This is a genomic window from Thalassospira profundimaris (assembly GCF_003326755.1).
Lineage (GTDB): Bacteria > Pseudomonadota > Alphaproteobacteria > Rhodospirillales > Thalassospiraceae > Thalassospira > Thalassospira profundimaris_B.
On record NZ_JPWH01000004.1, the window covers coordinates 35,378 to 49,654 of the forward strand.

The 14,277-nt window shown below is 55.1% G+C and carries 14 protein-coding genes; 10 read left to right on the forward strand and 4 right to left on the reverse strand.

Annotated elements, in window-relative coordinates; all coding sequences use genetic code 11:
- The first annotated feature begins 9 nt into the window (after positions 1–9).
- The 5 genes from TH25_RS06250 (at position 10) to TH25_RS06270 (ending at position 3,652) form a co-directional block, all read left to right on the forward strand.
- Positions 10–600 carry a DUF1285 domain-containing protein gene (locus tag TH25_RS06250; protein ID WP_114087571.1) on the forward strand — a complete coding sequence of 197 codons (591 nt, stop codon included), beginning with the start codon at positions 10–12 and terminating at the stop codon, positions 598–600.
- On the forward strand, positions 597–1,244 hold the full coding sequence (locus tag TH25_RS06255) for a CoA pyrophosphatase (RefSeq protein ID WP_114087572.1): 648 nt from the start codon (positions 597–599) through the stop codon (positions 1,242–1,244). Before TH25_RS06250 ends, TH25_RS06255 begins: the two co-directional genes overlap by 4 nt.
- A gap of 86 nt (positions 1,245–1,330) precedes the next feature.
- A complete protein-coding gene (locus tag TH25_RS06260; protein WP_114087573.1) occupies positions 1,331–1,624 on the forward strand; it encodes a hypothetical protein in 294 nt (97 codons plus the stop codon).
- Positions 1,625–1,688: 64 nt separating this feature from the next.
- Positions 1,689–3,005, forward strand: a complete 1,317-nt coding sequence (locus tag TH25_RS06265; protein ID WP_114087574.1) for a CCA tRNA nucleotidyltransferase — start codon at positions 1,689–1,691, stop codon at positions 3,003–3,005.
- Positions 3,002–3,652 carry a DUF459 domain-containing protein gene (locus tag TH25_RS06270; RefSeq protein WP_114087575.1) on the forward strand — a complete coding sequence of 217 codons (651 nt, stop codon included), beginning with the start codon at positions 3,002–3,004 and terminating at the stop codon, positions 3,650–3,652. The genes TH25_RS06265 and TH25_RS06270 overlap by 4 nt, the downstream gene beginning before the upstream one ends.
- 28 nt (positions 3,653–3,680) lie before the next feature.
- Here the strand turns inward: TH25_RS06270 and TH25_RS06275 are convergent, their stop codons facing one another.
- The 4 genes from TH25_RS06275 to TH25_RS06290 all read right to left on the reverse strand — a co-directional run bounded on the left by TH25_RS06275 (position 3,681) and on the right by TH25_RS06290 (position 9,321).
- A complete protein-coding gene (locus tag TH25_RS06275; protein ID WP_114087576.1) occupies positions 3,681–4,034 on the reverse strand; it encodes a hypothetical protein in 354 nt (117 codons plus the stop codon).
- Between the two features lie 177 nt (positions 4,035–4,211).
- Positions 4,212–6,122 (reverse strand): GGDEF domain-containing protein, encoded by a 1,911-nt coding sequence (locus TH25_RS06280; RefSeq protein WP_114087577.1) that lies wholly within the window; start codon positions 6,120–6,122, stop codon positions 4,212–4,214.
- 220 nt (positions 6,123–6,342) lie between these two features.
- Positions 6,343–7,287 carry a site-specific tyrosine recombinase XerD gene (gene xerD, locus TH25_RS06285; protein ID WP_114087578.1) on the reverse strand — a complete coding sequence of 315 codons (945 nt, stop codon included), beginning with the start codon at positions 7,285–7,287 and terminating at the stop codon, positions 6,343–6,345.
- Positions 7,288–7,311: 24 nt separating this feature from the next.
- A complete protein-coding gene (locus TH25_RS06290) occupies positions 7,312–9,321 on the reverse strand; it encodes an antifreeze glycopeptide (protein ID WP_114087579.1) in 2,010 nt (669 codons plus the stop codon).
- 427 nt (positions 9,322–9,748) lie between these two features.
- Here TH25_RS06290 and TH25_RS06295 point away from each other — a divergent pair, with 427 nt between their 5' ends.
- The 5 genes from TH25_RS06295 to TH25_RS06315 all read left to right on the forward strand — a co-directional run bounded on the left by TH25_RS06295 (position 9,749) and on the right by TH25_RS06315 (position 14,243).
- The gene (locus tag TH25_RS06295; RefSeq protein WP_258549055.1) at positions 9,749–10,351 is read left to right on the forward strand and encodes a shikimate kinase; all 603 of its coding nucleotides are present in this window, start codon (positions 9,749–9,751) and stop codon (positions 10,349–10,351) included.
- Positions 10,345–11,466, forward strand: coding sequence for a 3-dehydroquinate synthase (gene aroB / locus TH25_RS06300; RefSeq protein ID WP_404969418.1), 1,122 nt, complete (start codon positions 10,345–10,347; stop codon positions 11,464–11,466). Before TH25_RS06295 ends, aroB begins: the two co-directional genes overlap by 7 nt.
- 111 nt (positions 11,467–11,577) lie before the next feature.
- A complete protein-coding gene (locus TH25_RS06305; RefSeq protein ID WP_114087581.1) occupies positions 11,578–12,852 on the forward strand; it encodes an HlyC/CorC family transporter in 1,275 nt (424 codons plus the stop codon).
- Between the two features lie 242 nt (positions 12,853–13,094).
- Positions 13,095–13,544, forward strand: coding sequence for a CBS domain-containing protein (locus TH25_RS06310; protein WP_114087582.1), 450 nt, complete (start codon positions 13,095–13,097; stop codon positions 13,542–13,544).
- Between the two features lie 108 nt (positions 13,545–13,652).
- Positions 13,653–14,243 (forward strand): DUF2889 domain-containing protein, encoded by a 591-nt coding sequence (locus TH25_RS06315; protein ID WP_114087583.1) that lies wholly within the window; start codon positions 13,653–13,655, stop codon positions 14,241–14,243.
- Positions 14,244–14,277 lie beyond the last annotated feature (34 nt).

The following is a 14,277-nucleotide window of genomic DNA, read 5'->3' on the forward strand; positions in this document are numbered from 1 at the left end:
GTGTATATCATGACCCAAAGCGATAAAACTGTCGATCTTGCTGAAAATCTATGGAAACGCCTGCGACAGGGCAAACCGCCATCAGGCCGCCATCCCCAGATATGCGGCGATATTCCGATGTCGATTAACCGTGATGGCACATGGTTTTATCAGGGCGGGCCGATTGGCCGGATGGAACTGGTCAAACTTTTTTCCACGGTGTTGCAACGTGATGAAGAAGGCGGGCACTGGCTGGTCACACCGGCCGAGATGGCACGGATCGAGGTGGAGGACGCCGCCTTTGTCGTTGTGGAAGTCCGGCGCGAGACAACAGATGATGGCTCCTGCCCGGTTATCAAAATGCGCACGAATATTGACCAGTGGGTCGAGCTTGATGAAAATCATCCGCTTCGGGTGGAGGAAGACGCCAAAACCGGTGAACCTTCCCCCTATATTGCGCTGGATCGCGGGCTGGAAGCCCGGCTGAACCGGGCCAGTTTTTATCAGCTTGTGGACTGGGCCGAAGAGATTGAAAGCAAAGACAAAACCGAAACGCTGATTGGCGTTTACAGCCACGGACGATTCTTTAAAATCGGTGCCGTGGAGAACGCAGAAAAATGACACCGGAACAGATTATTCGTGCCCTGGAGGCCCCGCGTGAGGGTCTTGAATTGCGGGTGGGCGATCATGCCGTGGATTTCCCCGGTTCGCAGTCGCGTGCGCGTGCCTTTGCCGAAGGCGAACTGAGCGCACGACCGGCCGCCGTGCTGGTGCCGCTTGTCACCCGGGAGACTGGGCTGTCGGTTATTTTAACCCGGCGCACCGCCCATCTTAAGGCCCATGCCGGGCAAATCAGCTTTCCCGGTGGCCGCAAGGAAGATGAGGATGCGGACCTTGAAGAAACTGCGCTGCGCGAGACCGAAGAAGAAATTGGCCTGCATCGGCGTCATATTCATCTGATCGGGCGGTTGAATGATTATTACACCGTGACCGGATTTCAGGTGACGCCGATCGTGGGGCTGGTGACACCGCCGTTTGATCTGGTGGCAGACCCGTTTGAAGTGGACGAGGTTTTTGAAGTTCCCCTGTCTTTTGTGATGGAACAGCGGAACCAGAAATTGCAAACCGTGGAATTTGAAGGGGCAAAACGACGTTATTTCGCCATTCCCTATCAGCAATATTATATCTGGGGCGCGACGGCGGGGATGCTGGTCAATTTCAGCGATCTTTTGCGCCGCTTTGGTGATATGCCACGCGAAAGCTGAAATAGTGTTTGTGCATTCGGGGGTTATCTGTTCCGGTGGCGTGCATGTCCATGATGTCGATCTGATCGGCCAGAAAGAAAGTTGCCATGCTACGTGAAATTATTCAGATCGGATTGCCGATCATTCTGCCCTTTGTGGTCTATCTGACCTGGCTGAAATATGCGCGGGCAAAGGCAATACGCGAAGGGCACGATGTTGTGCCCCCCTGGGACAGGGGGCCGTGGCTTTTGCTGTTTTTCATCGGCATTTTGCTGGCGGGCAGTATTCTGGTTTTTACAGCATTGACCAGTGGTGAATCGCCGGATTCGGTTTATCATGCGCCAGAGCTTAAAGATGGTGTGATTACACCGGGTTATTTTGAGCCCAAAGATGCAAAATAACCCCTGATCGTGGCTGCAAATTCTGCTGCTGTCTTCTTCTGATCCATTCCTGGCAAGAACCCGCATGACAAAACTGGAGCCCACCGGGCATTTTGCCCCACAAGGTATGATGGCCGCCCCGGAAACACGGCGACTGTTTTCTGTCCTGGCACAACAGGGCGGTACGGCCCGGTTTGTGGGCGGCTGTGTACGTGATGCCCTGCTGGCGCGTGACCTGGTGGATGTGGATATCGCCTGTGATCTAAAACCCGAATCCACGATGGCCGCCCTCAAGGATGCGGGTATTCGCGTTATTCCCACCGGTTTGCAGCACGGGACGATTACCGCCATCATCAATGATTACAGTTACGAGGTAACGACCCTTCGGGTTGATGTGAAAACCGATGGCCGCCATGCCGACATCGCGTTTACCGAAAACTGGCTTCTGGATGCCAAAAGGCGGGATTTTACCTTTAACGCTCTGTATGCCGATATTGATGGCACGCTTTATGATCCGTTTCATGGCGAGGCGGATTTGCGCATTGGCAAGGTGCGTTTCATTGGTGTGGCAGAAGAGCGCATCGCCGAGGATTATTTGCGCATTTTGCGGTTTTTCCGGTTTTTTGCCCATTATGGCCGCCCTCCGATTGACCCGATTGGTGCCGAAGCCTGCCGCAAGGGCGTGCCGGGCCTGCATGACATTTCAAGCGAACGCATCCGCGATGAAATGATCAAATTGCTGCGTGCCAAAAGCCCGGCGGCAACGATTGCCGATATGATCGGTTTTTCGGTGCTGCCACCTATTTTGCCCGAATTGGTGAATGTTGCACGGCTGCGGATTGTTGAATGGCTTGAAACCTCGGCTCTGCAGGATGCGGCAATTTCGATTGATCCGCTGCGCCGGATGGCGGCCCTGTTCGTGACGGATAAAAACGGGAATGATGCCATCGCCCATGCCGCGCAATTTGCCCGGTCACTGCGCCTGTCGAATGATGAAATTGAGCGTTTCTCGCTAATGTGTGTCAGCCATCATCTGATTGACAATGGCATGGATGCGCGGCGGATACGGCGGCATTTATATCATATGGGGGCACCGGCCTTTCGGGATGCGGTTATTATGGCATGGGCGACGCATACGACCCGGTCGGGGCGTGTCATGTCGGGCGAAAATCGCCGCTGGCAGGATATGCTGGATGTCGCAAATGGTTGGCAACCGTGTGAATTGCCGGTAAAGGGGCGCGATATTTTGCAGGCAAAGCTGGTGCCCGCCGGGCCGGATGTTGGCGCGCTTTTGCGCCGGGCCGAAGAATACTGGCTGGAAAATGACATGCAGCCCGACCATGACATGTTGATGGATTATTTGGCGGCACATGTTGCCGGTTCATCCCGGGAGATGAAATGACAGATCGGAAGATTGGGCATCGTATTTGTTTTTTTGGTGACAGCATTGTTGCCGGTGTTCGCGATGCACAAAAAGGCGGCTGGCCGATGCGGTTGGGGCAACGTTTGCTGATCGATGCCAGGCTTGATGTCACCATTTATAATCTGGGCATCCGGGCGGAGACCAGTGATGACCTGAAACTGCGCTGGCAGGACGATGCCGAACGCCGTCGCGTTGAGAATTTCCCGCTGGTGCTGGTTTTTTGTTTTGGCCTGAATGATGCCATGCACGCCCAGGACCGGGGCGAAGAAACCACCATGCGGGTGCCCCATGCCCGTTCGCTTGCCAACGCGGTCGAAATTATGGCCCAGGCCCGTGATATGGCCCCCACATTGTGGGTTGGCCCGCAGGCGGTGATTGATGGGGGCCGATCCAGCAAAATTGTCAATGAGCGGCTGGAAGGGGTGAACCAGCTTTTTGCGGAAACGGCCAGAGGAATGGATATTCCCTATCTTGACGGGTTTGAACAGACCCTTCGTGACGAGATCTGGCAGCGGGCCTTGCGGCGCGGGGATGGCTATCATCCGGACACAGCCGGTTATGACATGCTGGCCGACATGATTTGGCAGTGGCAGGCCTGGAAAGATGTGTTTGGGATTGGGGAATAACGGATTTTATCCCCCTGCCACAGGGCGGTCAGGCGATGATATCAACCCGGCTGCCACGCGGCAGGGTGTTCAGGGCGGCAATATTGGAAACCGTACCGCCTTTGCTGTAGCCCGATGCAATGCTGTCACTGTCGCTGGCGTCAAGGGTCAGTGCGGTCGGGTTTGTGTCGCTGTCGCGGGCTTGCCGGGTTTGGCGCGGCTGGTTCTGACCGGCATTTTCGTCGGTAATCAGGCCATTTTGCGCAGCCGGGTTAAGTTTTTCACCGTTTTGATCAATGATTTTGTCAAAATCGCCACGCGCGGCCCGTTCTGCAACCGGGGCAACCGGGCGCAGGGCAGCAGGAAGGGCAACATTATAACCGGAACCAATTTTGGCGATCATGGGCGTGTGTGACGTATCCGCGCATTACGGGTGAAAATTTCAATCAGAAACGGGCAGTATCATAGCCTGCCTTTTTGCGCAGGAAAGCAAAATTTTACATCAACCGTGCATGGGGGCCCTGCCTGTGCCGCAATAACGCGATTTTTCGTTAACCACAGGATTTATTGGGCAGAATGTTCAATTTTTAAGGTGGGAAAAGGCATTATCCGGCGGGATGGATGAAAGCTCTTCATCCGTGTCCGGATCGATGTCCGGGAAGGGCGAGTACGAATCGCTTCCTTCATAGATTCCGGTGGCAAAACGGTCGGCGCTATTTTTGGCCTGTTCTTTGAGTTTTGCCGCTTCGGTTGAAATATGGTCCAGCGTAATGTCGGTACGTTCCGGCGGAATGCGTATGAGTGCTGCACTGACCGTCATTAACGGAAAGTGCTTATCAACACCGTCGCGACCCTTGCCTTGCAGAAAACCGTTTTCACGGGTTTTGGGGTCGTAAAAACTTTTGATTTCTTCGTCGAACATGGCTTGCGCCCGACGCACGGCCTGCACGGCATCTTCAAAATCAATTGACTGCACATAGGCAAAAAAATCATCACCGCCAATATGACCAATGAACCAGGCATTCTGGCTGAGCGCCTTGCCCAGAATATCCTTGAACAGCAAAATGGCGCGGTCGCCCTGGCGAAAGCCATAGCGGTCGTTAAACGGTTTGAAATTGTCAAAATCAAAATAAACGGCAAATCGGCGGCGGCGGGGATTGGCGAGCGCATTGGCGGCATAGCGGTAAATTGCACTATTGCCAGGCAGACGCGTGAGCGGGTTTTCATCGCGCGCATTGAGCGTGTTGCGTTCATTAACGGCACGCAGCAGCGCACGCTGGTCCATCACGCCAAGGTAGCGTCCGTTCTCCGTCAGAATTAAACCGTCCAGCGTATCGGTGGACACGAACGTTTCCAAAAGCTCGGACAGGCTTGTGCGGATGTCGGCTGAGGGGCAGCGTCGTAAAAAACGCGAAAGATAGGCCCGATTGGACGGGTTTTGCAGCAATTCACGGCCATATGGTGTGTAGATGAAGGCCTTGAAGTCGGAATCGCGAATAATGCCAACCGGCTCGCCGCGGCGATTGATCACGGGGACAATGGTTGAATCCGCGTGTTGCTGGAAAAAGTCCAGAATATCGTTTGGCTTTATGGTTTCGGGAACGGCCTGTGCCTCGATCATGAAAGAACGTAACAATTCACCGTCATGGTCGCTTTGGCGTCGGTTCTGGCTTAAAATTTCGCTCAGGCCGGGAATAATGTCAGTGCGCTCCGGCAAAATGACTGAGGGACGCGCAATAAAATACCCCTGAACAAAATCGCATCCGACACGGCGACAGGACATGAGCTCTTCCTGGGTTTCCACACCTTCGGCAACAACCTGTGCGCCAATTAAATGGGCAAAACCGGTAATCTGGGTAACGAACAGTTCCTTTCGCCGGTCCTTGTCCATATTTGCGACAAAGAAACGGTCAATTTTGATGATATCGGGCTCGCATTCATAAAGGGCGCGCATCTGGGCAAAACCGCTGCCGTAATCATCAATGGCAACCTTGAAGCCCTGGGCACGATAACGCAGCAGGATGTCCTGAAAATTCTGGGCATTGGAGATGTCGTGACGTTCGGAAATTTCCAGACACATGGAATCCGGCGACAATCCCGCCGCGGTCAGTAGCTCGACCGTCTGGCCCGGGCGGTATTCGTTGGAGCGCACGACACGGCTGTCGAAATTGTAAAACAGTTTTAATTTGTCAGCGTTCGGTAAACGGGCAAACTTGTTGATGACGATGGCCCGAAACTGCATGTCGATGCTGTGAAGCACACCGGTTTCCCAGGCAATGTCAAAAACATCCTGAATGGACTCAAATCCGGCGTTTGCCCAGTTGCGCAGCAGGGCCTCATAGCCGAAGACATGTCCGGTATGGCTGTTGATGATGGGCTGAAAGGCAAAGTCAATCGTTTCAACGATTTTGGACCAGTCACGCGGACCAAGTCGGTGCGCTGGAATGGACATTGGAACGGTTGTTTCATCGGATCTGAGCGTCACGCTCATTTACCCTCGCGCATCGGATCGGTGGGCAGCCCTGCATATGGATGCGGCTGGAATACTCATGCTGGTATCGTAAAAATGGTATCAGTCTGATGAAGGTTGCATGACGAATATGTGACAACATCAATTAATCGACAAAGTATACAATATATGGTTTCAGGAGCCTATACAATAGTAGTCCGTCTGGGGCCCCTGCTTTTGCATAGGAGGCTGCCCGGGCCGGTTAGGAACCGTTTTTTTTGTGCGCCAGCGGGTGATGTTCCTGAACCAGACCACGCAGGCGAGACTCGATCACATGGGTGTAAATCTGGGTTGTGGATATATCGGAATGGCCCAGCATTTGTTGCAGGCTGCGCAAATCGGCACCATTGGCGAGCAAATGGCTGGCAAAGGAATGGCGCAACACATGCGGCGATACCCGCGAGGGCGCAATGCCTGCCTTTGATGCCAGATCCTTGATCATGTTCAAAAACATCTGCCGGGTTAAATGTCCGGTTTTGCCGCGCGATGGAAACAGATAGGGCGATTTTTCCGGCTGCCCGCCTTTATCAAGCGGGATAAACGCCTCCCGGATGGTGATATATTCCGCCAGCGCCTGTTTGGCAGGAACAGACAGCGGCACCAGCCGTTCCTTGTTGCCCTTGCCGCGCACCACCAGCATTTGCGGGTCACGGGCAACGGCACTAAACGGCAGTTCGACCAGTTCGCTAACCCGCATGCCAGTGGCATAAAGCAGTTCCACCATTGCCAGCAGGCGCGTGCCCTTGATGCCTTCCTGACGGTTGGCTGTTTCAATCAGCCGGTCGATTTCATCGGTGGATAAAAACTTCGGCAGCGCCGTGCCCAGGCGCGGGCTGTCGATATGGGCGGTCGGGTCATCGCCCCGAATGCCGTCACCATAGATGAATTTGTGAAACTGGCGCACGGCGGAAAGGCGCCGGGCCTGGGTGCGGGCGGCAAGGCCCGCATGTGCCAGTTCATCAAGATAGCGGCGCACATCATTCGGGCCAGCCTTGGTCATGTCGGTTTTGGCCGCATGTAGCGATGCCTGGTAATCTTCCAGGTCACGCCGATAGGCATCCAGTGTATGGCGGCTTGCCCCGCGTTCAGCCGCCATCATTTCCAGAAATTCGGAAACCAGCCGGTCGTCACGCGCGGATGTGCTCATGATGTGCCTTTGCCGTTGCCCAGGTTACAGACCGGATTCCAGAATGGTTTCAATGGCAATACGCCTTGCATCGCTTTCAAGGTCGACAGCACGCAAGGCGGCCACCGACTGCCCCAGTGATGTGGCGTTGCGCATATCGGGGTCCAGGGTGCCATTGCTGATAATAACCAGGCTGGCCGCCATTGCCCGCTGCCCGGTTGCCGCAGCCTGGATCATTTTATGAATAACGGCCGCATTGGGCACTGCATTGGAAACGACATAGGGCTGGGTCAGCAGGCTGTCCCAGAATTTTTCCGGAACTTCGATGCCAAAGGCGGCAAACAGGCTATAGACCATTGCAGCGTCATGGCGTGCCTCGTTCTGGTCATTGCGGGCGTTTTGCAGTTCGGCCCATTCATCCATTCGGGCGCGGTGGCGGGCCAGGGCCTGCGATGTGGCGGGGGCCTGCCCAATGGTGGAATTCGCCCCGCCCAGGCCTGTGGTTGCCCCAGGAGCCTGTTGCGTATTGGGGGTTCCGGTATCTTCCAGCCCGGCAAGAACAATTGCCGGATAAAGCACAATCAGGCGGCTTTCAATGGAATTGTCATCATTGGCCGATGCCTTTGCCTGTGCCAGCCAGCCACCGGCAAGTTCCAGGTCGTTGCTGTAAATGGCGGCTGCCAGGGCGTCGGTGGCAAACCAGGCAAAATCGTTATTGATGGGAATATCTTCTAGAAGCGATGCACAAAGGCGGGCGATTTGCCCATAATCGCCATTGTTGCGGCCATTGTCATACATATGGGCCAGGATTTCGGCCCGCACGGCCGGAACGTCTGATTTTGCCGCTGCCTGATACAGTTTGGCATATTCGCGGGCGGGCGAATCCTCGCTGGCATCATCAAGAACATTTGCCAGTTCCGCCGAGGTAAATGTCACCGACATATAGGTGCTGGCAAGTTCGTCGGTGGTGATAAAGCCGCGCTGTTCGGCAAGGCGGGCTGCCTCCAGCCTGAGCGCGGTTGCCGTATTGGCACTTTTGACAAAGGCGATCAGGGTGGGGGCATCTGCATTTTGCAATTTGCCCGCGGGCAGGCCCTGCTTGGTCAGTTCCAGCATGGCAACATCAAGCGGACGCAAATTGACCAAAAGGTCGGGCGATACATTGCTGCCGGTGCGAATGGCCCTGTTCAGGGCAAAGAAAAGTTTGTCTTTCTCGCCTTCAACTTCGCGGACCAGATCGGTGGTAAAGGTTGCCGATGTGTTGTTTTTGGCCCTCAACTGGCAATAGGCTGCCGCCTTGAGCCAAAAGGGCGTATCGAACTGGTTGCCATAGCTTTCGATGGCGGCACAGGCATCATCCAGCAGGCCTGTGACCAGAAGGGCATTGACCTGGGCCTCCGCCAGATCTGCCGATAATTTGTCGTGGGCGGAAGCGTTGATCAGCCGGGCAACATCGCCATAGGCCCCAATCGCCTGCAATTTGGCAACGCGATGGGCCAGAAGGCTGATATTCTTGTGATCATCGGGGGCGGCCGCGATGCTCAGAAGCAGGCGGCGTTCAAGGTTGCGCATGGCACGGCTGCCCGGATGATCGGGCAGGGCATCGATCAGGCGGGCCGCCATCTCGCGCGAGGTGCCCGTCCACATATCCACGCCAAGCCCGCCTGAATCGCGATCCAGAATCCCGACAGATTCGGCATCAACCGCATTGAGTTCCAGGGTTTGAACGGCATCGGGATCGGTGGGATAGGCATTGCCGTTGCTGCCATTTGCATTCGCATTGCCTGCATTCGTTCCCCAGCCAAACACGCCGTTGGGGCCCTGTTGCGGGTATTGCGATCCGGCACCATCCTGGCCTGTGCTGCCCGGCCCTTGCTGGTTTGCGGCGTTACCACCATTGGCATTTCCATCCGTTGTGGTGGAATTGTCGGTATTGCGGTTTTGCAAAAACAGCGGAACGGGGCCTTGCTGGGCCCCGGCGGGGATCACCTGCATCAAGGTGCCCAGCCCGGTGAGGCAGGCAACAAGGCAGGCCCTGGTGGTGCCTGAACGCATTTTAATTGAACCTCGAATCAGGGATGGGTTGTTCGATTTGCGATGTTGGTGCCGGTATGTCCCAGGTCACAAGGAAAATGGCGCCGCCCGCAATGACCGCAATAATCAGAAACAGAATGATCCGGGATAGAATTTTCATGGGCTCTCAAGCTTTGGTTTGGGTGTTCTGACCGAGAAATCAGCCACTTTGATAAAATCTGCTTACATCCTAATTCGGCAGGACCAAATCAGTCTAGGGTGCAGAACGTTAATAATTGTATGTCATTTTTACGGCCAGAATGATGTTCAACACACTGTTTGCAAATTCGCCGTGCGGTTTGCTTGCGTTCCGCGCAACCGTGCCCTAAAGAATTGTGTAACAGTGTCAATTTGTATCAGGCGGTCACGGGACCGTATGAACATGATAAAACAGGAATGCAAACCGGTCATGGATATTAAAAATGACGAGTCGGGTTTGCACACGGATATTGCCGCACACATCACTGCCGGTTTGAACAACCGGTCGCTGGTTTTTGTCGGCCTGATGGGGGCGGGTAAAAGCTGCATCGGGCGTATGGTTGCCAAAACGCTGGATTTGCCCTTCATCGATGCCGATCGCGAAATCGAGGAAGCGGCTGGCTGCTCGATTGCCGATATTTTCCGGCTGTATGGCGAAGACGCCTTTCGTGATGGCGAAGAACGCGTGATCGCGCGCCTGCTGGAAGGCGAGCAGGTTGTTCTGGCAACCGGTGGTGGTGCCTTTATCCGTGAACAGACCCGCAAACTGATTTTGGAAAAAGGTGTGTCCGTCTGGCTGCGTGCCGATCTTGACGTGCTGGTACATCGCACCGCCGGGCGCCCGCATCGCCCCTTGCTCAATAGTGGCAATCCGCGCCAGATTCTGGCCGATCTGATTGAGGCACGATACCCGGTTTATGCCGGAGCGGATGTGACATTTGATTGCGGCGATGCCTCCAAGGAAGACACCCGCGACGGGGTGCTGGCCGCGCTGGCAAATGCCTTTGACGAAAATGGAAAGTTGAAATCTTGACCCGTGCAGAAACACTTCGTGTCGAACTTGATGATCGCAGCTACGATATTGTGATTGGCAGTGGGCTTTTGCCCGATACCGGCAAATATGTTGCGCCTTTTGCCCGTGCTGCCGGTGTTGTCATCCTGACGGACAGCAACGTTGAAAAACTGCATTTGCTGACGGTCGAGGCCTCGCTGGAGGCGGCGGGTATTCCCCATCGCAGCGTTGTCGTTCCGGCGGGCGAGGCCTCCAAAAGTTTTGCCAGCTTTGAAAGCGTGGTTGAACAGATTCTGGCCTTTGGCATTGAACGTTCCACCCTGATCATTGCCCTGGGCGGTGGCGTGATTGGCGATCTGGGCGGCTATGTTGCCGCGTCGCTTCTGCGCGGGCTGGATTTCGTGCAAATTCCGACCACCCTGCTTTCCCAGGTCGATAGTTCGGTGGGCGGTAAAACCGGTATCAATTCCAAATCGGGTAAAAACCTGGTCGGGGCGTTTCATCAGCCACGCCTGGTTCTGGCCGATACGGCGGTGCTTGATACCCTGCCGAAACGCGAAATGCTGGCGGGCTATGCCGAAGTTGCCAAATACGGCCTGATTGACGAGCCGGACTTTTTTGACTGGCTGGAAAACAATGCCGAGGCGGTTATTGCCCGCGACGGCGCGGAACGCAAACACGCCGTGTATCGTAGTTGTGCGGCCAAGGCGCGGGTTGTTTCGCAGGATGAACGCGAGAGCGGCAAGCGTGCCCTGCTTAATCTCGGGCATACTTTTGGTCACGCGTTTGAGGCCGAGCTTGGTTATGACGGGCGGCTTTTGCATGGTGAGGCGGTGGCGATCGGCATGGTGATTGCCCATGATGTATGTGCGGCAATGGGCATGGCCCCGGCACAGGATACAACCCGTCTGATGAACCATTTGCAGGCGGTGGGCCTGCCGGTGCGGGCATCACAGGTTTCGGGGGTGCACTGGGATATAGACCGGCTGATCGGCCATATGTCGCATGATAAGAAAGTACGTGACGGGCAGATCACCTTTGTCATGACACGTGGCATCGGCAAGGCATTTACGTCACGCGAAATGGATGTGGGCAAAATGCGCGCGGCCATTTCCCGGTCCTGCCGGGCGGATTAAGCGGGTAATTAGGCGGCGGCCTGCCGGTCTGGCGGGCCGTGGCAAACGTTAACAACCAAGATATTTGAACCTGTTGGGCGAAAAACGCCGTTCTGAGGACGAGGGGACCCTATGACAATCACGATCGTCGTGATTTTTATCCTGTTGATGTTGTCGGCATTTTTTTCGGGGTCGGAAACGGCGCTGACGGCGGCATCGCGTTCCATCATGCACCACAAGGAGCAGGATGGCGACGCCCGTGCCGGGATGGTCAACCGTTTGCGCGAAAATCAGGAACGGCTGATTGGTGCCATTCTGCTGGGCAATAACCTGGTCAATATTTTGGCCTCGGCAATGGCGACGTCGGTGATGATCGCGCTGTTTGGTCCCAATGGTGTGGTTTATGCTACGGCCGTGATGACCGCACTGGTGCTGATTTTTGCGGAAATTCTGCCCAAAACCTATGCCCTGAAACATGCCGACAGCATGGCCTTGCGCGTTGCCCGCCCAATGAAAGTGCTGGTCACGCTTTTTGCCCCGGTGACAGAAACCATCCAGGTGATTGTCCGGATGACCATGCGGCTGTTTGGCAGCGGTGATGGCCCGGAAACCGACAGCGAACGCGAATTGCGCGGTGCTATCGAGCTTCATGCCGATGACGAGGTGATTGGCGACCATCAGGCCGAACGGGCGATGCTGCATGGTATTCTGGACCTCGATGATGTCGGCGTATGGGAAATTATGGTGCATCGCCGTAAGGTGCAGATGATTGATATTTCCCGTTCGCTTGATGAAATTCTCGAAACCGTGTTGGCCAGCCCGCATACCCGCATTCCGATTTATGAAAATGACCCGGACAATATTGTTGGTGTTTTGCATGCGCGTGAGGTTCTTAAAACCATCGTGCGCGGTAACAAGCCGCAGAATGCTGCCGATGTTCGTGCATTGGCGGCAAAGCCCTGGTTTATTCCCGATTCAACCACGTTGGCTGACCAGTTAAAGGCCTTCAAGGAACGGCACGAGCATTTTGCCATTGTCGTTGACGAATATGGTGCCTTTGAAGGGGTGGTGTCGCTGGAAGACATTCTTGAAGAAATTGTTGGCGATATTGCCGATGAAACCGATGTCGAGGTGGTGGGAGTTCAGCCGCAGATCGACGGGTCGGTCATTGTGCGCGGCGATGTCACTATTCGGGACCTGAATCGCCGCTTTGGCTGGCGTCTGCCTGATGAAGAGGCGGCAACGATTGCCGGTCTTTTGCTGTATGAAACGCGGCGGATTCCCGATGTCGGGCAACAGTTTCGTTTTCACGGGCTGGAATTTGAGGTGCTGCGCCGTGTGCGCAACCAGGTCACACGGGTGAAGTTGCGCCCGGCGGACGCTGTGCCAGCGAACGAAGAAGAATGACCCTTTCCGGTTTTTTGCAATGACTGTTTCTGCGTGATTTTATGGGTAACGCGCACCCCGCAGCACGCTGCAGGGTGTTTTGTATCCTCGTGTCTGGCGGGAAAATGCGTCAAATCGCGTTAAATGATCGAAAATATTCTACTTATCGGTTAAAATTTCTCGGGTAATGGCATGCGTGCCGGTTATCTGGTGTGCGTTTGAGGGCCATTAAACGGCAACAGCAAACTGGATAGAGAGACAAAATGGATACTAAAATCGTACCGGGTCTCGTGAAGGAACAGTCCCTTGCTACCCTGAATCCTGCCGATTCCGTGATGGATGCGGTGCTATTGATGAGTGACCGGAAAATCGGTGCCGTGATTGTGGTGGATGATTCGGCCCGGCTGGCGGGTATTTTCACCGAACGCGACCTGGTTAACCGCGTTGTCGCCAAAAAGCTTGATCCTGCCAAAACACCGCTGGTTGATGTGATGACGGCCAATCCCGATACGCTGCGTCCGGATGACAATGCGCACGAGGCTTTGTCGCTTATGAGCGCACATCGCTACCGCCATTTGCCGGTGGTGGATGGGGATCGTGTGGTTGGCATGGTGTCGATCCGCGATTTGTTTAACGTGGTCAAGGCCAGCCTGGAAGACGAGGTGCGTGACCGCGAGAAATTTATTTTCGGGTCGGATTACGGCGTGGCCTGAAATGGCGTAAGCGCGTTTTGAGCTTGGATCCGGAAAATGCAGTGTGCATCATTTCCGGGTTGACAGGAGGGTATGTTCGGTCTTTACGTTTACGTAAAGGAGAGAGATATGCCCCTGTCAGATCCCGCACCGCGCGACCATTTACATACCCGAAACGTGACGTGTACCGGCTATCGGCGGTCCGACGGTTTGTGGGATATTGAAGGGCATATCACCGATGTTAAAACATATGGTTTTAAAAATCATGACCGCGGCGACATTCCTGCCGGAGAACCCATTCATCAAATGTGGCTGCGTCTGACAATCGATGATCATATGGTTATCCAGGCAGTGGAAGCCGTGACCGACCATGCCCCGTTTGCCGCCTGTAATGAAATTGCCCCGAATTACGAGAAGCTGGTCGGGTTGAAAATTGGTCCGGGCCTTAAGCAGCAAATTCGCGAACGTGTTGGCGGCATAGATGGTTGCACCCATCTGACTGAATTGATGGGGCCGGTCGCAACAACCGCCTTTCAGACGATTTTTCCGCTGCGCGCCAAAGAAGCAGCCGAAAAACAGCGCCGCGCCGAAGAACAGGGAATGGCCGCACCGCGCAAAAAAAGAAGCCCGCTGGTCAATAGCTGTCATGGGTGGCGCAGCGATGGGGCCGCTGTCAAACGCATCGCGCCTGACAGCTATACCGGGCCACAGGATGACTGATAGAAAGGGGCGGCGTCGAAAAGAGGCGGCCTTC

Bases quoted from the DNA above. Each gene is read 5' to 3' on its own strand.
- TH25_RS06250 (WP_114087571.1), top strand. From the start codon at position 10: ATGACCCAAAGCGATAAAACTGTCGATCTTGCTGAAAATCTATGGAAA.
- TH25_RS06255 (WP_114087572.1), top strand. From the start codon at position 597: ATGACACCGGAACAGATTATTCGTGCCCTGGAGGCCCCGCGTGAGGGT.
- TH25_RS06260 (WP_114087573.1), top strand. From the start codon at position 1,331: ATGCTACGTGAAATTATTCAGATCGGATTGCCGATCATTCTGCCCTTT.
- TH25_RS06265 (WP_114087574.1), top strand. From the start codon at position 1,689: ATGACAAAACTGGAGCCCACCGGGCATTTTGCCCCACAAGGTATGATG.
- TH25_RS06270 (WP_114087575.1), top strand. From the start codon at position 3,002: ATGACAGATCGGAAGATTGGGCATCGTATTTGTTTTTTTGGTGACAGC.
- TH25_RS06275 (WP_114087576.1), bottom strand. From the start codon at position 4,034: ATGATCGCCAAAATTGGTTCCGGTTATAATGTTGCCCTTCCTGCTGCC.
- TH25_RS06280 (WP_114087577.1), bottom strand. From the start codon at position 6,122: ATGAGCGTGACGCTCAGATCCGATGAAACAACCGTTCCAATGTCCATT.
- xerD (WP_114087578.1), bottom strand. From the start codon at position 7,287: ATGAGCACATCCGCGCGTGACGACCGGCTGGTTTCCGAATTTCTGGAA.
- TH25_RS06290 (WP_114087579.1), bottom strand. From the start codon at position 9,321: ATGCGTTCAGGCACCACCAGGGCCTGCCTTGTTGCCTGCCTCACCGGG.
- TH25_RS06295 (WP_258549055.1), top strand. From the start codon at position 9,749: ATGGATATTAAAAATGACGAGTCGGGTTTGCACACGGATATTGCCGCA.
- TH25_RS06305 (WP_114087581.1), top strand. From the start codon at position 11,578: ATGACAATCACGATCGTCGTGATTTTTATCCTGTTGATGTTGTCGGCA.
- TH25_RS06310 (WP_114087582.1), top strand. From the start codon at position 13,095: ATGGATACTAAAATCGTACCGGGTCTCGTGAAGGAACAGTCCCTTGCT.
- TH25_RS06315 (WP_114087583.1), top strand. From the start codon at position 13,653: ATGCCCCTGTCAGATCCCGCACCGCGCGACCATTTACATACCCGAAAC.